Source organism: Mycobacterium sp. NGS29, assembly GCF_059812965.1.
Map to the genome: position 1 here is coordinate 1 of NZ_JCALDR010000017.1, position 16,776 is coordinate 16,776.

16 protein-coding genes are annotated in these 16,776 nt (G+C 64.9%); 10 read left to right on the plus strand and 6 right to left on the minus strand.

The features are described 5' to 3' along the window. Together AC5Y5Z_RS20130 and AC5Y5Z_RS20135 are read right to left on the minus strand one after the other, a co-directional pair. The coding region (locus AC5Y5Z_RS20130; protein WP_499927104.1) for an ATP-binding protein at positions 1–387 on the minus strand (387 nt) is incomplete at its 3' end. Continuing rightward, entirely contained in the window at positions 384–1,745 is a 1,362-nt protein-coding gene (locus AC5Y5Z_RS20135; RefSeq protein ID WP_499927106.1) for an IS21/IS408/IS1162 family transposase, read from the minus strand. The genes AC5Y5Z_RS20130 and AC5Y5Z_RS20135, both read right to left, overlap by 4 nt. 605 nt (positions 1,746–2,350) lie before the next feature. Here AC5Y5Z_RS20135 and AC5Y5Z_RS20140 point away from each other — a divergent pair. Continuing rightward, positions 2,351–2,815 carry an aminotransferase class III-fold pyridoxal phosphate-dependent enzyme gene (locus AC5Y5Z_RS20140; RefSeq protein ID WP_499927246.1) on the plus strand — a complete coding sequence of 155 codons (465 nt, stop codon included), beginning with the start codon at positions 2,351–2,353 and terminating at the stop codon, positions 2,813–2,815. Here the strand turns inward: AC5Y5Z_RS20140 and AC5Y5Z_RS20145 are convergent. Next, positions 2,791–3,480 (minus strand): transporter, encoded by a 690-nt coding sequence (locus AC5Y5Z_RS20145; RefSeq protein ID WP_499927108.1) that lies wholly within the window; start codon positions 3,478–3,480, stop codon positions 2,791–2,793. The two genes, AC5Y5Z_RS20140 and AC5Y5Z_RS20145, sit on opposite strands and share 25 nt — an antisense overlap. A 251-nt stretch (positions 3,481–3,731) precedes the next feature. Here AC5Y5Z_RS20145 and AC5Y5Z_RS20150 point away from each other — a divergent pair, with 251 nt between their 5' ends. The 4 genes from AC5Y5Z_RS20150 (at position 3,732) to AC5Y5Z_RS20165 (ending at position 8,798) form a co-directional block, all read left to right on the plus strand. Continuing rightward, positions 3,732–5,243, plus strand: coding sequence for a flavin-containing monooxygenase (locus AC5Y5Z_RS20150; protein ID WP_499927110.1), 1,512 nt, complete (start codon positions 3,732–3,734; stop codon positions 5,241–5,243). Next, complete coding sequence (locus tag AC5Y5Z_RS20155; RefSeq protein WP_499927112.1) at positions 5,236–6,153, plus strand: alpha/beta fold hydrolase; 918 nt, start codon at positions 5,236–5,238, stop codon at positions 6,151–6,153. Before AC5Y5Z_RS20150 ends, AC5Y5Z_RS20155 begins: the two co-directional genes overlap by 8 nt. Continuing rightward, positions 6,137–7,525, plus strand: a complete 1,389-nt coding sequence (locus tag AC5Y5Z_RS20160; protein ID WP_499927114.1) for a flavin monoamine oxidase family protein — start codon at positions 6,137–6,139, stop codon at positions 7,523–7,525. Before AC5Y5Z_RS20155 ends, AC5Y5Z_RS20160 begins: the two co-directional genes overlap by 17 nt. Before the next feature lie 124 nt (positions 7,526–7,649). After that, positions 7,650–8,798, plus strand: coding sequence for a PucR family transcriptional regulator (locus AC5Y5Z_RS20165; protein WP_499927116.1), 1,149 nt, complete (start codon positions 7,650–7,652; stop codon positions 8,796–8,798). Positions 8,799–9,019: 221 nt separating this feature from the next. Here the strand turns inward: AC5Y5Z_RS20165 and AC5Y5Z_RS20170 are convergent, their stop codons facing one another. Together AC5Y5Z_RS20170 and AC5Y5Z_RS20175 are read right to left on the minus strand one after the other, a co-directional pair. Beyond that, on the minus strand, positions 9,020–10,162 hold the full coding sequence (locus tag AC5Y5Z_RS20170; protein ID WP_463826347.1) for an acyl-CoA dehydrogenase family protein: 1,143 nt from the start codon (positions 10,160–10,162) through the stop codon (positions 9,020–9,022). 50 nt (positions 10,163–10,212) lie between these two features. Then, entirely contained in the window at positions 10,213–10,848 is a 636-nt protein-coding gene (locus AC5Y5Z_RS20175; RefSeq protein WP_463826348.1) for a TetR/AcrR family transcriptional regulator, read from the minus strand. Between the two features lie 125 nt (positions 10,849–10,973). On the opposite strand from AC5Y5Z_RS20175, the gene AC5Y5Z_RS20180 reads away from it, so the two are divergent. The 4 genes from AC5Y5Z_RS20180 (at position 10,974) to AC5Y5Z_RS20195 (ending at position 15,407) form a co-directional block, all read left to right on the plus strand. Next, positions 10,974–11,981 (plus strand): alpha/beta hydrolase, encoded by a 1,008-nt coding sequence (locus tag AC5Y5Z_RS20180; protein WP_499927119.1) that lies wholly within the window; start codon positions 10,974–10,976, stop codon positions 11,979–11,981. 229 nt (positions 11,982–12,210) lie between these two features. Then, a complete protein-coding gene (locus AC5Y5Z_RS20185) occupies positions 12,211–13,131 on the plus strand; it encodes a ferritin-like domain-containing protein (protein WP_463826350.1) in 921 nt (306 codons plus the stop codon). A 14-nt stretch (positions 13,132–13,145) separates the two neighbouring features. Further along, a complete protein-coding gene (locus AC5Y5Z_RS20190) occupies positions 13,146–14,627 on the plus strand; it encodes a flavin-containing monooxygenase (RefSeq protein WP_499927121.1) in 1,482 nt (493 codons plus the stop codon). 9 nt (positions 14,628–14,636) lie between these two features. Beyond that, on the plus strand, positions 14,637–15,407 hold the full coding sequence (locus AC5Y5Z_RS20195) for a MerR family transcriptional regulator (protein ID WP_473138746.1): 771 nt from the start codon (positions 14,637–14,639) through the stop codon (positions 15,405–15,407). Positions 15,408–15,434: 27 nt separating this feature from the next. Here the strand turns inward: AC5Y5Z_RS20195 and rnhA are convergent, their stop codons facing one another. After that, on the minus strand, positions 15,435–15,884 hold the full coding sequence (rnhA, locus tag AC5Y5Z_RS20200) for a ribonuclease HI (protein ID WP_463826353.1): 450 nt from the start codon (positions 15,882–15,884) through the stop codon (positions 15,435–15,437). 91 nt (positions 15,885–15,975) lie between these two features. Here rnhA and yaaA point away from each other — a divergent pair, with 91 nt between their 5' ends. Next, positions 15,976–16,728 carry a peroxide stress protein YaaA gene (gene yaaA, locus AC5Y5Z_RS20205; protein WP_499927123.1) on the plus strand — a complete coding sequence of 251 codons (753 nt, stop codon included), beginning with the start codon at positions 15,976–15,978 and terminating at the stop codon, positions 16,726–16,728. Positions 16,729–16,776: the final 48 nt, after the last annotated feature.

The window sequence follows — 16,776 nt, forward strand, 5'->3', positions numbered from 1 at the left end:
TGGTCCGATGAGCAGGATATTGGTCGCCGATTCCAGGTAGCGGCAGGTGCCCAGCTCGTCGATGAGCGTGCGGTCGATCCCGGCGGCGGAGTCGACGTCGAAGTCATCGAGGGTGGCCGGGGTGGGCAGGCAGGCGAACCGCAACCGGCCCGCCAACCGTCGGGCGGTGGAGGCCTCGACTTCCACGGCCAGCAGTCGCTCCAACGCGACGGTCAGCGACAGCCCTTCGGCGGTGGCCTGGTCGAGCACCGCGGGGAGTGCTTCGGCGGCCGCGGTCAGTTTGAGTTCGGCCAGGTGCGAGCGCAGCTGCTGATAACGGCTCGCCGCCGCCGATGGCGATTCCTCGGCCGTGGTGGTGGTCTTGATGGTACGTGGAGTGGGGGTCATTGGATGGTCCTGTTCTGGGCGGCCCGCTCGTAAGCGGACAGGTCGATCACGGTGGAATCAGTTGACGGAGTGGGAGAGTCACTAGAAGTGCTGGGCGCATTCTTGAGCCGCAGTAGGTGTGCGGCAGCGGCTTTGGCGGCCGGTCCGGGTGGGATGCGTTCTTTGCGGCGGTGCGGGCGCCCGGTGGCTGCGGTGGCCATCGCCGCAGCGTCCAGGGCGATGACATGACCGCTGTCGCGCACCATCACCCCGAGCCCGTCGGCGGCCATCCGGTGGCGGGCGATCACGATCCCGCTCATGGTGGCGATATCGCAGAACTGGCCCCCGACCGGATGGGACACCACGACGTTGGCGGCGGCCAGTTCCGGAGGCACTGAGTAGCGGTTGCCGCGGTAGGACACCATCGCTTGGCGTGAGGCGGTGCGGGCTTCGGCCACGATCACCGGATACGCCTGTGCCGGCACCGGTTGCAGGGGCTCGGTTGTGGCGACCACGGCGACCGAGGACCGGCCGTCGGCGGTGGCCCGCAGCCGGGTGTCACCCCGCACCCGGGCGAAGCGATCCACGCTGGCCTGGGCCTGCTCAGGGGTGGCTTCGTCGGCCAGGGTGCGCCACCAGCGTTGTGCGGCGGTGTGATTGACCTTCTCCACCACGCCCTTGCGGTTGCCGCGCCGTGCCGGGCAGATCGCCACCGCCACGCCGTAGTGCTTGGCCACCCCGGCGAACGACGCGGTCACCCGTCCCGAGCCGGGGTCACACACCGTAGCCATCCGGTCGAAGCGCCACACCCTGGTCAGCCCGCCCAGGCCGCGGGTGACGCGGTCCAGACCGGCGACCAGGTGTGGCTGATCCTCGCTCGGCGCCAGATAGCCGCGCCACTTCCCGGAATGCGAAAGTGAGCCGACCAGCAGGTGCGCGGTCTTGCCCCAGCCCCACGATGCCGGCGGATCGGGCAATTCCAGCCAGTCCCATTGAGTTTCGTCGCCGGGAGCGTGTGGGATCACCGCGTTCGGGCGCTGTGTGGCGGTCCGGCACGCCTCACAGACCGGGCGCAGATCCCGGGCGCGGATGTTGCGGGTCAGGCTCTGATACGACAGCCCGAACCCCAGGTCCTCCAACTCGTCGAACAGGGTGCGGGCCCACAGGTGTGGGTCCTCGGTCAGCCTCGCGGTGACGTAGTCGACGAACGGGTCGAACGGATCAGGATCGGGCCGGGCACGCACCCCTGGCGTGCCGCCGCCGGCCAGATACTTGCGGACCGTCTTGCGATCAAAGCCGGTGTGGCGGGCGATCGCCGAGATCGTCCAACCACGCATGCGTAGGGCATGTACTTCCACATCATCCTCCCATGTGAGCATGAGAAAGCGGGCCTCCTTCGATGGAGCAACTGGCGTCAGACACCAGCAGCTTCGAGGGAGGCCCGCCCTTCTCGGCGGAGCCACACGGGTGGGGAATTTCGATGAGCGTCAGTGGGGAATGTCAGTGAGCGCGGTCACCGAGGCCGCCTACGCCGTGTTGGCCCGCGGCGGCACTGCCGTGGTCGCCGGCCAAGTGGCGGACGGCGTGACGGTCACGATCGATCCGTTTGTCATGTCCGGCCAGGAGCTTTCGCTCATCGGCTCGAACTATGGTTCAGCAAGGCCGACGCCGATTTTCCCATGCTCGTCGAGCACTACATGCACAGACGCATCGATCTCGACTCACTCATCACTCGGGTCATCGACCTGGAAGACATCAGCGAGGGGTTCGACGAGATGAAGCGTGGCGTCGAAATTCGTTCAGTGATCGAATACTGATGAACATCTCGTCCGCCCGCCGGAAGCCTGCAGAAGAACAAGCAAGGGAGTCGCGCGGTGGCGTTCAATAGTTCGCGTCTTGCCTTCGAGCGTGCTCGTCGCAGTCTCGGCGGGGGAGTAGGGTCCGGTCTTCGCGCCGCCATGCGCCCCACCCGCTTTTCGTGCGGGTGCGCGGCGCGTACGTCTGGGACTTGGACGGTGACCGCTACGTCGACTACCTGATGACTTGTGGCCCAATACTTCTCGGGCACAGTGATCCGCGCATCGTGGATGCCGTCCGACAGGTTGTCGGTGCGATGCAGGTGGTCTGCCGGCATGTGCGATCGGCACGGAGTTGTGCTCATCTTCGACGAAGTGATCGCCGGATTCCGGCTGACGGGTGGCGGCACCGCCGAGAATACGTTGTGCTGCCGGATCTTTCGGTGTTCGGCCAGGCGATGGCAGGTGGATCAACCCAGAGCGGCGTCGTCGGCCGCACCGAGCGCACACCTCCGCTGATATCGAGGCGACCGCCGAGACTCTCAATCACCTACTCCGACAACCCCACTGAAGAAATGAGATCGTTGGTCAGAGCCGGTAAAGATGCTGTACTCCACGCTGCCGATCTTCATGACAGTGCAGTCACTTTCTGATCCGGCTTCGCATCGGCGGAAATGTTGTGGGCGTGCATTGCGCGGTAGGCGAGGTAGTAGACCAAGCCCTGAGCGCCCCACGTCGTCAGCGCGGCGGTGTAGAAGATCGTGCGAAGTTCGTCGTCGAAGGGGAGCGGAAAGAAGTCGTAGGTGACCGCGATCGCGGTCCCCGCAGCCGTGACCAACGCCGCCCAGCCGGCAAGATGCTTGACGCCGATGCCCCACAGCCGCGTCACGAAGTACGCGAGGAACAGCGTGGTGAGCAGGTTCATCACGACGAAGAAGCTGGCGGGGCCGACGTGCAGCGTCGAGTGGTCCAGCCCGCCCAGGACGAGTCCGCCCACAACGGCGAGCCCGAACGCGCCGACCTCGACCGCCAGGGTCGGCTTGTACCGGTGGGTCACCACCATCAGGCCTAACACCGGGACGAGTGTGAAGCCGAACGACCGGGAGAACGCGTCGAGGAAGAAGGCGACGGAAAACGGGACGTTGCCGGCTTCGGGGCCGAGCAGCGAGCCAACGAGGAAGTTTGTCGCCGATACACCGACGACCATGCATTCGAGGCCGAGCAGCCAGTTGCCGTAGTTGCGGAGGAACTTCCAGCCGCACAAGAAGCCGACGACGATCAGCCACACATCGGACAGGAGGAACGCGATGTCCTTCATTTGCCAGGGTTCCTTTCAAGATTCAGGTGCCTCTACTGTCGCCAGCTGGTCACTGCGGTCACAACGACACTGCGCACCTGTTCAGGGGCGCACCAAGGGCACCGTGCACCCGTCAGACACCCCGGTACCGCTCCCGGTGCACCATGCACTCGCTCGGACGAAAGGAGGTGCGCATCGTCGTAGTGAGCAACGCCATACCTCAGCCACTGTGGACGTCACGAAGTCACCAGAACGACGAGGAGTTGGCAGCCATGACAACTGAGGTATCGGGCGGGGTCGAGGAGTTCGACGTCGTCATCATCGGAGCGGGAATCTCGGGAATCGGCGCGGCAACGTATTTCACCCGCGAGCTTCCGGACAAGTCCCTCGTCGTGTTGGAGGGCCGCGACAACATCGGCGGCACATGGGATCTCTTCCGCTACCCGGGCATCCGCTCCGACTCCGACCTGCACACCTTCGGGTACGAGTTCAAGCCGTGGCGCCACGAGTCGGCGATCGCCGACGCACACCTGATCCGGGAGTACCTCCAGGAAACGGTCGACGAGAACAACCTGGCGGGCCTCATTAAGTTCCGGCACCGCGTCGTGCAGTCCGAATGGTCCTCGACGGACTCGAAGTGGACGCTCACCGTCGAAGCGACAGACCCCGTCACCGGCTGGACTGCCACGAAGACGATCCGCACTGGGTGGGTTTTCGCGGCCACCGGTTACTACCGCTACGACCAGGGGTTCGCTCCGGAGTTTGCCGGCCGCGACGACTTCGAAGGGCTGGTGGTGCACCCCCAGCACTGGCCGGACAACCTCGACTACCGCGGCAAGAAAGTCGTCATCATCGGCAGCGGCGCGACCGCGGTCACGATGGTGCCGGCGATGTTGACCGGCGCTGGTGCGGCCCAACACGTGACGATGCTGCAGCGCACTCCGACCTACATCATGCCGATTCCCCGGGTCGACAGCGTCGCGGTCGCGCTCACGAAACTCCTAGGCGCTAAACGTGGATACGCCGTGACTCGGTTCAAGAACATCTGGATCGAACGCGGGATCGTCAAGGGGCTTCGGATGTTCCCGCACGCTGGGCGAAAGCTGATTCGCCGCGCGAACATCAAGCGACTCCCCGAGGGTTTCGACGTCGACAAGCACTTCAACCCGCCCTACAACCCATGGGACCAGCGACTGTGTGCAGCGCCCGACGGCGACTTCTTCGACGCGATCAAGGACGGCAGCGCCTCGGTGGTCACTGACTCCATCGTGCGGTTCAGCAAGCACGGAATCGTCTTGAAGTCGGGCGAAGAGCTCGAAGCCGACATCATCGTGACCGCCACCGGACTGAACCTGCAACTGTTCGACGGAATGCCGATCGTGGTCGACGGGCAGCAGGTGGACCTCGCCGACTCCTTCGCCTATCGCGGGATGCTTCTGAGCGGAATCCCCAACTGGGCGATGGCCATTGGCTACACGACGTCGTCCTGGACTCTCAAGGTGAGCCTGATGTGCCGCTACTTCATCGACCTCGTCAAGCACATGGATGCCCATGGCTACGACCGGGCGGTCCCGGTTCCGCTGCCCGGAATGGATCGCAGGCCTGTGATGGACCTTCAATCCGGCTACGCCAAGCGCGGGGCGAAGTTCCTACCGAAGCAGGGCGCGGTCGCCCCGTGGCGGATGGCGATGTCGTACCAGGAAGACGCCAAGGCGCTGCGCGGTCCGGTCGCCGACGAGCACCTCGAGTTCGGCGTCAGCGAGAGGGCACAGGCCTATGTCTGACTCAGACCGGTACGCAACCCTCTCATCCGGAGTGACGATCTGCTTCCGTGAGTCCGGAGACAAGGCCGACCCCGCGATCCTGCTCATCGCCGGGCTAGGGGAGGACCTTACCTTCTGGACCGAGTCATTCGTCGGATCGCTTGTCGGCCAGGGTTTTCGGGTCCTTCGCATGGATAACCGGGACATCGGCCAGTCCACGTTCGCGAGCAGCCCGCCCCCCTCGATCTGGCGCCGGGTGTTCGCGCACCCCCGCAGCGACGCCTACACGCTGGCGGACATGGCAACTGACTGTGTTGAATTGCTCGACCATCTCGGGATCGCGCAAATTCACCTCGTCGGACGATCGATGGGCGGCATGATCGCGCAGACGATCGCGGCGACGAAACCGGAGCGGGTGCTGTCCCTGACGTCCATTTTCTCGACCACCGGCGCGCGCAAAGTCGGTCAGCCTGCGCTGTCGACGATGCGACTGCTCCTCGCTGCGCCGGCCAAGACCAGAACTGCAGCCGTGCGCAACCACCTGCAGATCACTCAGCATATCGCCGGAACGGCGTACCCCATCGACGACGCCGCGGAAGCAGCCGTCGCAGCGCGTGGTTGGGATCGGTGCGCCGGGGACCAGGCCGCCGGAATCGCCCGCCAGATTCAGGCGATCCAGGCATCCGGCGACCGGACCGAACAGTTGCGCAGGATCACTGCACCGACCGTGGTCATCAACGGTGATCGCGACGTCTTGGTGAACCCCAGTGGCGGCGCAGCCACCGTGCAGGCAATCCGCTCGGCCCAGCATGTCGTCATTCCCGGGATGGGCCATCACATTCCCGAGGCCCTCGTCGATCCGATCGCCCAATACATCTCACAACATGCAGACCGCGTGAACCAAGGAGGGAATCATGTCGAAATCTCGTGAAAGCAGTTCCGGCGCCCCGACTGTCGATGTCGTCATCGTCGGTGCGGGGTTCGCCGGCCTGAGTGCAGCAGAGCGCCTGGTCAGCATGGGGCTTTCAGTCATAGTTGTCGAAGGTCGGGACCGGGTCGGGGGTCGATCGTTCTCCGGTGAGGTCGCTGGCGTCGAGGTGGACCTCGGGGCAACGTGGGTTTCACCGCGGCACACCGCAATCCGCGACCTCGCCAAGCGAATGGGATGCACGACGACCGGTCAGTTCAACGAAGGCCGCAACGTCCTGTGGATGGCCGGTCGCCGTCGCACGTACAAGGGCACCATCCCTGCCGTCTCCCCGGCAGTCTTGGTCGACATGGCCCGCATGCAGCGGGCGCTGGAAAAGTTGGTACGGACCGTCAACGTCGATGCCGCCTGGGAGTCCCCGGACGCCGTCCAACTCGACGCCGTCTCGTTCGGTGAATGGCTCGATCGCAAAAGGGCGCTCTCCAGTACTCGTGCGCTGATGGCGATTGTCAGCAAGGTGCAGTGGGGCTGCAGCCCGGCAGACGTCTCGCTGCTTCACGTACTGCGCTACATCCGCGCCGCAGGGGGGCTCAGCCATATGCTCGACGTCGAGAACGGGGCCAATCAGGACCGAATCACCGAAACCACTCAGGAGATCGCCAAGCGGCTCGCCGAGCGGCTCGGTGACCGAGTTGTCGTAGATGCTCCGGTCCGCCGTATCACTCAAGACGACAACAGCGCAACCGTCCAGACCGACTCGGCAACAATCAGAGCCAAGTACGCCATCGTCACGGTCGCCCCGCCGCACCGCGCCGACATCGAGTTCCAGCCTGCGCTTCCAGAGAAAGTTGCGGGACTCGCGAGAACCTGGCCCATGGGCGCGCTCAGCAAGGCGTTCGTTGCCTATGAAAAGCCATTCTGGCGGGCTGACGGGCTTTCGGGTGAAGGGCTTACCGACACCGGAACGGCGTTCATCACCTTCGATGTCTCGCCGGACGACATTGGACCCGGAATCCTGATGGTGTTCTGCTCCCCGCGCGTGTTCGACGGCTTCAGTCCCGAGATACGGCGCAGCCGAGTGATCCAACAGCTGGCCGACTTGTACGGCCCACAGGCGATGACCCCCATCGATTACATCGACCACTGCTGGGGCACAGATGCGTTCGCCCCTGGTGGACCGCACCCCGCCGCGCCTCCCTATGCGTCCGTGAGCTACGGCAGCGCCCTCACCGACCCGCACGGGCGGATTTACTGGGCTGGCACCGAAACCGCAGGCGAGTGGGCCGGAACCATGAATGGTGCCATTCTCGCTGGCCTGCGGGCCGCAGAACGGGTCGCCGGGCTGGTCAGCGTCGAGGAAAAGGCGTCGGTGTAAGCGCCTCGTCCCGCACGGTCAGGGGAGACTTGTCGGTATGGAGGATTTGTGGCCCCTGCCCACCGTCGAGGCCGCTGACGCAATCCGAACACTGTGTCAGCGGCTCTTGACGGAGACGGATGCGATGACTGAGGTCATCGCGGGGGCCGCACTCATGGCGCAGTACGAGCCTGCCCTGCTTCCGGATGCGTCGCTGGTCGAGGAGGACCGCCACCTCAACCGCTCCGATCTCGTCCAGTGGCTGACGTCGAACATCCAGCAACCGGGGCGAAGGGTCGAGCCTTACATCGGCCCGAGGATAGCGGAGTACATCCGCGACCTCGTTTCCCGCGGCATCGCCCCGGATTTCGCGGGAGGATGGCGGGTGGCGCTCGCTGTCGGCTGGCGCCGATGGCTCGAAGAATGCGTGTCGCATTGCACAGACCCTGACCTCCTCGTGGAGGTTCTCGACGTGTCGGCGAAGTCGTTGATGCAGTACGCCCTCGACTCGGTCTCTGCCCTGCGTGAGGCCAGCCTTGCGGCCGCGATGGGTAATGCGAGTGCCGACGCGATTGCGCTGATACAGCTGATCGCCAGTGGGGCCCCCATGACCGAGGACCTCGCGGAAGGGCGGCTGAGGTACCGGTTGGCCCGCTCGCACGTGGGACTCGTCGTATGGACCGACGATCTTCAGCGGGCCGACGCGTTGGACGACGTGGTCGCGGCCGTGCGTTCCGCTTCGGCGGGGGGAAGCGCCCTGATAGCCCGCGCAAGTGCTGCGTCGCGTTGGATCTGGCTATCCGGGACCGCGACACCTGACGTCCGCCACGTCGAGAAGATCGTGGCGAAGGCAGCGGATATTCGAGCGGCCGTCGGAAGGCCGGGAAAAGGACTCGACGGGTTCAGGTCCAGCCACCAGGACGCCCTCGCGGCTCAGGCGCTGATCGTTCGGCTCGGATCCGAACGGCGCTTTACGGCGTACGCAGACGTCGAGCTCATCGACAGCATTACGACGGACCCCGCCAGCGCACGACGGTTCGTCACCAAGACTCTCGGCCCGTTGGCCGAAGCAGACGAAGCGTTGCGGCTGGCGCTGCTGACCTACGTGCAGTGCGGCTTCAACACCACCCGGGCGGCGGCCAACCTCTATGCGCACCGAAACACCGTCGAGCGCCGGGTGTCGCGTGCTAATGAACTCTCCGTGGTCAAAGTGGAAGACAACCCCACACACGTCGCCGCGGCACTCTTGGTGCTAGATATTGCGCCCAATATCGCGACGACCATGCCCTCCTGATTGCACGAGACGGGGCGTCAAGATGACACCGCGAACAGCATCCGCAGGCGTATACCACCGGCAGGTAGGGAGCGGTCGACCTATCACTGGCCGCTTCTGTGTAGACGCCGCCAGAGACGACACCACCGTGAGCGCAACGCCTGTCGCGCTGCCACCCGCTTGGCTCCCGCGGTCGCGGTTTCGTAAAGCTGGCGAATATCAGGTAGGAAGCACCGGCCGCTTCACAACGTCCGCGCGATGATCTCTTTCATGATTTCGTTCGTGCCGGCGTAGATCATCTGCACCCGGTTGTCCGCCCACATGCGGGCGATGGGGTATTCGGTCATGTAGCCGTAGCCGCCGTGCAGCTGCAGGCACTGGTCGGCGACGTTCATGGCTCGTTCGGTGGTCCACCACTTGGCCATGGCGACGGTCGGGATGTCGAGTTCGCCGCGCAGGTGTTTGGTGATGCAGTCGTCGAGGAAGACGCGCGCGATCTTGGTCTCGGTGGCAGCTTCGGCGAGTTTGAACTTGGTGTTCTGGAATCCAAAAATAGGCTTGCCGAAGGCTTGTCGGCTCTTGGTGTACGCAATGGTCTGCGCGACAGCCGATTCCATTCCAGCAACCGATCCCACGGCGATGATGAGGCGTTCCTGGGGCAGCTGCTGCATCAGCTGGATGAAGCCCTGCCCTTCGGTGTCGCCCAGCAGGTTGGTGGTGGGGATGCGCACGTCGTCGAAGAACAACTCCGAGGTGTCCTGGCCTTTCTGGCCTATCTTGTCCAGCACGCGACCGCGGCGGAACCCGGGCCGGTCGCCCTCGACGAGCACCAGCGAGATACCGCTGGCGGCTTCGTTGACCGAGGTTTTGACGACGGTGATGATGAGGTCGGCCTGAGAGCCGTTGGTGATGAACGTTTTCGAGCCGTTGACGACGTACTCGTCCCCGTCGCGGATGGCCCGGGTCTTGACGTTCTGCAGATCCGATCCGGTGCCCGGCTCGGTCATCGCGATGGCGCCGACGACTTCGCCGGAGGCCATCCGCGGCAGCCACGTCTGCTTCTGCTCTTCGGTGCCGTAGGCCAGCAGGTAATGCGCGACGATGGTGTTGTGCAGGCTCACTCCCCAGGAGGTGTCCGCAATGCGGGCCTGTTCCTCGATGAGAACCGCTTCGTGGGCAAAGGTTCCGCCGCCCCCGCCGTACTCCTCGGGGATCGACATGCACAGCAGGCCGACCTCTCCGGCCTTGGTCCACAGGTCCCGGTCGACGTGGTGTTGGTCGATGAACTTCTCGACGTTGGGTGTGACCTCCTTGGCGAGGAAGTCACGGACCAGGTCGCGTAGTCCGTCGAGTTCTTCGGTCATCCAAGCCGAGCGGTGCGCCATGAAAATTCCTATTCTCGTACAGGTTTGATGCGGGATGGGTGGTGCCAGGGCTAGGTGCTGAGTCCGAGCAGGGGCGGTAACAGATAGCGGCGGGCGAAGCTGCGTGCCGCGTCGTCGTCGCCGAGGGCGATGTGCTGGGAGGGCGTGAGCACGAACGACAGACAGATCCGCACGGTCACTTCGGCGATCTCGAGGAGTTCCAGTTGCGTGCGGTCGTCGTGCGGCAGTTCCGAGGACAGTTGGCGGGCCAGGAACGCCGACGCCGTCTGCATGGTGCTGGACCCCTCAGTGGTCAGGAAGGGAAGTACCGCTTCGGGCTCGGTCGCCAGCAGGCGCTGCAACAGGGTGTGTTCGCGCAACGTGTTGAGGACGAAGACGAACCCTTCGACGAACTTGTCCTCCACGGTGGACTGCTGGCCTGCGTAACTGTTCAGCTCCCGCAGGAACGTCTCGAGTTCGCGCACCAGGACCGCCTCGATGATCGCGTCCTTGCTGGAGAAATACCGGTAGAGGGTGACCCGCGACAGCCCGGAGCGACGGGTGATGTCCTCCACCGTGGACCGGTTGATGCCGAACACCTCGAACTGGCTCAGCGCGGAGTCCAGAATGCGCTCGGCGGTGGTTCCTTCGGCCGGTATCGATCCGACCTTCTGCACCGCCTTGGCGAGTAGCCCGGTGTACCTCACCGCCGCACCACCCGATTTGAAACAAACACACCGATAATGTTACATCGATACATATGCAACACAACGATGTAGTGCATCGGCCGAGTCGGCAGAGTAGAGCTCTGTTTGCGCTCAGCCGTTCGACGATGCGGCCGTTGGCCGGCGTGCTGCCCGGCAACCCGATGGGCGTGGCCGGTCTGGACGCGACGCTGCGGGTGTTCCTGGCGGCGGCGTCCGCGCCGCGGCGGGGGCTGCGCATCGAACCTGTCGACATGTCTGGCGTGGACGGCCGGATCCGTGGCGAATGGGTCTGTGCGGCCGGAGTCGATCCCGGCGGGCCTGCGGTGCTCTACATTCACGGCGGCGCCTTCGTGGCGTGCTCCCCGCGGACCCATCGCGGGCTGATCGGCGAGTTGTCCGCCGCGGCCGGCCGTCCGGTTTTCGCCGTCGAATATCGCAAGGCACCGCTGTACCCCTTCCCGCACGCGGTGGACGACGCCGTACGGGCCTACCGGTGGTTGACAGCATCGGGGCGGCCAGTGGCGGTGGCCGGCGATTCTGCCGGCGGCCAATTGGCCGTGGCCACCACCCTGGCAGCGCGCCGGCAAGGTCTGCCGGCTCCCACCGCGGTGCTGTTGTTCTCGCCCGCGCTGGATCTGACCGGTGGCCTCGCGGTCAGCAGGGATCGCCGCCGACGTGACGCCTTCGCCCCGGCGCGGCGGGTGGGAGCGACGTTCGCGTTCTACATCGGCGAGGCGGACCCTCGCCACGAGTTGCTGGATGTGCTCAATGCCGACGTCGACGGATTTCCGCCGACGATGATCCATGTCGGCGGCACCGAAATGTTGCTTGACGATGCCCGTTCGTTCGCTGCCCGGCTGGGGGCGGCCGGCGCGGCGGTCAGCCTGCACGTCGCGCGGGGACAAATACATGTCTTCCCTGCCATGTTCCGCGCCATTCCCGAAGCGCGGACCGCGCTGCGGCACAGCGGCGACTTCTTGGCCGCTGCCCCTCGCGCCCGGGCGCTGCGACCCGCCGCAGGCGGTCCCGCCTACCCAAAGAGTTGCTGCCCGGGGGCGATTGCGACGAGGCGTGCAGAACCTGCGCGGCCGCAATGTTCTCCGGCATCCGAAAGGGGTTGCTGCAACGCCTGATTCAGGCACGCTCCAGCACGTCATCCGCACGGCGGCGGCGGACGAGGCCCTACCGCAGACCGTCCGCGAGCGATAGTGCCATTAGCTGTTGGCACATTGACAAATGGCAGAGTCCGTGGTGGGCTCGGGACATGACGGTTCCCGTCCGAATGCCGCTCGGTCCTTGTTCGCGGCCGGTTCGGCACTGCAGGCCGATCTCCGAGTGAATCCCCGAAAGGACTGATTGATCGTGGCGATGGATCTGGACAGCATGTTGCAAAAGATCAAAGACAAGCAGTGGGCCCTGGTCGATATCGACTGGGACGCACCGGGAGCCGAGCTGATCGATCCGGAGTTGTGGGCCAAGCTCAAGCCGTTCATGAGTGACCTGATGTGGATCGAGAACGTCGGTGCCCGTGGTTTCGCCGCGTTGGCCAAGAAGGCACCCAACCCGACGCTGAAGAGCATCTACCAGCATTTCCATGCCGAAGAGCAGAAGCACGCCAACGCCGAACTCGCGCTGATGCGTCGGTGGGGGATGCTCGATGACGACGAGATCCCGGCGCCGAATGTCAACGTGCAGTTGATCATCAACTTCCTGGACAAGCACGCCGACGATCTGAAACTGCCCTTTCTCGGCACGGTGATTCCGATGCTCGAGGTGGCGCTGGACGGGGCCCTGATCAAGTTCATCACCGACGAGATCAAGGACCCGGTGGCCCAAGAGGTGTTTCAACGGATCAACTCGGACGAGTCCCGGCATTTGGCAGTCGACTTCGAGGTGATCGATCTGCTGGGACACGCCACCATGCGCAAGATGCTCATCGACACCGCCGCAGGCTGGCTCAACCCCCAGATCCTGGTCGGCATCTTCAGCTATTTCGCGCTGCTGAACAAGATGCGCGACAACATCGTTGCGATGGGCGTCAACGAACAACGCCTGAACGCAGCGGTACGCCGATTCCAAAGTGTCGGTGAGCGAAGCGCTTTCGCCCGCAAGCTGCCGATGTATCGGCTTGTCGCCTGGCACGGCAAGAAGGTGATCGACCGCACCTCCAAGTACCACTGGTTCGCCGATTCGTTGGTCAAGGTCACCAGTGTCATCCCGATGCCCCTGGTGCACCGCACACCCACCTGGTCGCAGGAACTCACCTACGAACCAGTCGCCTGATGGAGCCCCACGACATGATTTCCGTAGCAATCATCGGTGCCGGGTTCGCCGGCATCGGCGCCGCAATCCGCCTCAAAGACCGCGGCATCACCGACTTTGCGATCTTCGAGCGGGATACCCGGGTGGGAGGCACCTGGCGAGACAACACGTATCCCGGTGCGGCGTGCGACATCCCGTCTCGCTTGTATTCCTACAGTTTCGCGCCGAACCCGGACTGGTCGCGCACCTATTCGGGCAGTGCCGAGATCCTGCAGTACATCGACGGCATGGTCGAATCCCGCGGCATCGCACCGCACATCCGCTTCGCGCACAACGTCACCGGCGTCGTCTACGACGAGGCGCAGGGACAGTGGACGCTCAGTTTTGCCGACCGTGAACCGGTCCGCGCCCGCACCGTCATCGTTGCCTCGGGCCCGCTGTCGAACGCGAGCTTGCCCAACCTGCCAGGCATCGACACGTATGCGGGACGCAAAATCCACAGCGCCCGTTGGGATCACGACTACGACTTCACCGGTAAAAAGGTCGCGGTGATCGGTACCGGCGCCAGCGCCGTGCAGATCATCCCGGAATTGGTCAAGGTCGCCGAATCGGTCAAGGTGTTCCAACGCACGCCGGGGTGGGTGCTGCCGAAGTTCAACGGCGAGGTCAGCGGGTGGATCAAACGTGTCCATAAGGAACTGCCGCTGGCCGGCAAGCTGGTCCGGTCCGCCTGGTACTGGGGACACGAGTCGGTAGCGCTCGGCGTGGTGTGGGATACCCCGTTCACCCGGGTGGTGGAGGCCGTGAGCCGGGCCAATCTGCGGGTGCAGGTACGGGATCCGTGGATGCGGCGCCAGCTGCAGCCGGACTTCTCGGCCGGTTGCAAACGGCTGCTGATGACCAGTGACTACTATCCGGCGCTGCAAGCCGAGAACTGCAAACTGGTGACCTGGCCGATTGCCCGGTTGTCGCCCAAGGGAATTCGGACGGTCGAGGGCATCGAGCATCACTCCGACGCCATCGTGTTCGCTACCGGCTTCGACGTGTCCACGACCGGATCGCCGATCCCGGTCACCGGGATCGAGGGCAGGGAACTGGCCTCGGAGTGGAGCAAAGGTGCATACGCCTATCGCAGCGTTGCCGTATCCGGTTATCCCAACCTGTTTTTCACCTTCGGGCCGAACTCCGGACCGGGCCACAGCTCGGCGCTGGTGTACATGGAGGCCCAGATCGACTACATCGTCGCGGCGATTTCCAAGCTGCTGGAATTCGGGTGGAAATCGCTCGACGTCCGGCCCGAGGTGCAGGACCGGTACAACGAGGACATCCAGCGGCGCCTGCAAGCCACCACCTGGAACTCCGGCTGCCAGAGCTGGTACCTGACCGAGGACGGCTTCAACGCCACCATGTATCCCGGCTTTGCCACCCAGTACGTGAAACAACTGAAGGCACTGGATCTGCAGGATTACAAGATCACCGCAGCACTGAACACCGCCGATCCGGTTCTCACCGGATAGGCTCCCCCGGTGACCGAGTACCGCATCGACGACCTTGCGCGCGAAGCGGGTACCACCACCCGCAACGTGCGGGTCTACCAGGAGAACGGCCTGCTGGCTCGTCCCCAGCGGCGCGGCCGGGTGTCGATCTACACCGACCGGCACCTCAGCCAGCTGCAGGCGGTCACCCGACTGCTCAAAGAAGGCTTCACCGTCAAGCACATCCTGAAATTCGTGACCGGTCTGCAGAGCGGTCAGGAGCTGGTCGAGGTGCTGGACCTCGCGGACCTGGGCGAGTTGGTGACCTCGCCGTGGTCACACCCGGAGTCGCGGGTCATGTCGTTGGAGCAGTTGCAGGACAAGCTCGGTCCCCTGGACGCAAAGACGCTTCGCCGGCTGTGCAGCAGCGGGGTGATCGAACCTTCCGGTGACGGCTACCTGGTGCCGGACCGCCGGATCATCAACGACTTTGCGACCCTGATGTCTCGCGGTATGCCGCTGGCCGCCATCTTGACGACGTCCGGGGCGGTGGACAAGAAACTCGACGACGCGGCGCGTGCGCTGGCACGGCACGGACACACCGAAATCGTCCGGCAACGCGGCAGCGGCTGGTATCCCACCAACGATGCCGAATTGGCCTGGGCCGCAGACATTATCGATGTCATGCGGCGGGTGGCACGACGTTCCGCCCAGGCCAGCCTGGACCGGGCACTCGATGAAGCAGTGCGCGCCGAAATGCGCGAATACCGCCAGGCGGCAGTACAAACCAGCGCCCCGGACGTGTCGACGGCTGCCCGGTAATCGGGGAGCCTCGGCCCGGGGAATGCGTCACGCCGACGCCGCGACCGCTTCCCGCAACCCCCGGGTCGCCAACACGTCAGCCAATTCGTTGTCCGCGACGCCGGAGTGGCCCTTCACCCAGAACCATTCGACTTGATGTCTGGCACAGGCGATCTGGAGCCGGCGCCACAGGTCGACATTCTTCACCGGCTGCTTTGCCGCGGTCTGCCAGCCGTTGCGCTCCCAGCCGAGCACCCACTTGGTGATGCCGTTGCGGACGTAGGTGCTGTCGGTGTAGAGGTGCACCAGCACGGGTCGGGTCAGGGCTTCGAGCGCCATGATCGGCGCGGTCAACTCCATCCGGTTATTGCTTGTCGGACCGGGCTCACCGCCACACATCTCGCGGACGTGCTGTCGTTGCCGCAGCACCGCTCCCCAACCGCCGGGGCCGGGATTGGGGCGGCAACCTCCGTCGGTGTGGATGACAACGGGATCCATCGGATCAGTTTCGCACCTCGACCGATGGGTCCCGATGACGCACCTGGGACGTGTCGCGCGAGCCGCGGTCGACGGCCTAGAGTCGGCTCCCGTGATCGTGCTGCTGCCGCCGTCGGAAACCAAACGGGACGGTGGCACCCCAACCCCACTGCACCTCGAACAACTCAGCAATCCTGGTCTCAACCAGCTGCGTTCTGCGCTGATCGGCGAACTCGTCGACCTCGCATCCGACCCAGCGGCATGCAGAGCGGCACTGGCGATCTCATCTGGACAGGACGCCGCGATCGCGCACAACGCCGCCCTGCGTACGGCGCCGACGCTGCCGGCCATCCGCCGCTACACCGGCGTCCTGTACGACGCCTTGGATATCGACTCGCTTAACGGCGCCCAAGCAGCGCGCGCGCATGCCCGGCTGGCCATCGGCTCGGCGTTGTTCGGGCTGCTTCGCGCCGACGATCAGGTGCCCACCTACCGGCTTTCGGCGACGTCGAAACTGCCCGCGAAACCCACGCTGGCCGCCCGGTGGCGGCCCCTGCTGGAGCCGCTGCTTGCCGAACTGGCCGGCGAACACCTGATCGTGGATCTGCGTTCCGGATCCTATGCAGCGCTGGGCAGGACACCGACTGCGGTCCGCGTGGAGGTACTGAACGAGCACCCTGACGGTCGCCGCACCGTCGTCTCCCATTTCAACAAGGCCCACAAGGGCCGGTTGGCGCGCGCGCTGGCCGCCAGCCGCGCCGAGCCCGACAACGCGGCCGCGGTAGCTGCCGTCGCCCGCCGGGCGGGTATGTGCGTGGAGCGCAACGGAAATGACCTGACCGTCGTCGTCACCCCGGACCGATGACCGCGGTGGCCGACGAATGAGCTTTTTTAGCCAAAATAGACAATTCGG

What these genes read in the sequence shown, in the direction of transcription:
- AC5Y5Z_RS20165 (WP_499927116.1), top strand. Translation starts at nt 7,650, where the DNA reads ATGACTGAGGTCATCGCGGGGGCCGCACTCATGGCGCAGTACGAGCCT.
- AC5Y5Z_RS20145 (WP_499927108.1), bottom strand. Translation starts at nt 3,480, where the DNA reads ATGAAGGACATCGCGTTCCTCCTGTCCGATGTGTGGCTGATCGTCGTC.
- rnhA (WP_463826353.1), bottom strand. Translation starts at nt 15,884, where the DNA reads ATGGATCCCGTTGTCATCCACACCGACGGAGGTTGCCGCCCCAATCCC.
- AC5Y5Z_RS20190 (WP_499927121.1), top strand. Translation starts at nt 13,146, where the DNA reads ATGATTTCCGTAGCAATCATCGGTGCCGGGTTCGCCGGCATCGGCGCC.
- AC5Y5Z_RS20160 (WP_499927114.1), top strand. Translation starts at nt 6,137, where the DNA reads ATGTCGAAATCTCGTGAAAGCAGTTCCGGCGCCCCGACTGTCGATGTC.
- AC5Y5Z_RS20180 (WP_499927119.1), top strand. Translation starts at nt 10,974, where the DNA reads ATGCGGCCGTTGGCCGGCGTGCTGCCCGGCAACCCGATGGGCGTGGCC.
- AC5Y5Z_RS20150 (WP_499927110.1), top strand. Translation starts at nt 3,732, where the DNA reads ATGACAACTGAGGTATCGGGCGGGGTCGAGGAGTTCGACGTCGTCATC.
- AC5Y5Z_RS20135 (WP_499927106.1), bottom strand. Translation starts at nt 1,745, where the DNA reads ATGCTCACATGGGAGGATGATGTGGAAGTACATGCCCTACGCATGCGT.
- AC5Y5Z_RS20170 (WP_463826347.1), bottom strand. Translation starts at nt 10,162, where the DNA reads ATGGCGCACCGCTCGGCTTGGATGACCGAAGAACTCGACGGACTACGC.
- AC5Y5Z_RS20155 (WP_499927112.1), top strand. Translation starts at nt 5,236, where the DNA reads ATGTCTGACTCAGACCGGTACGCAACCCTCTCATCCGGAGTGACGATC.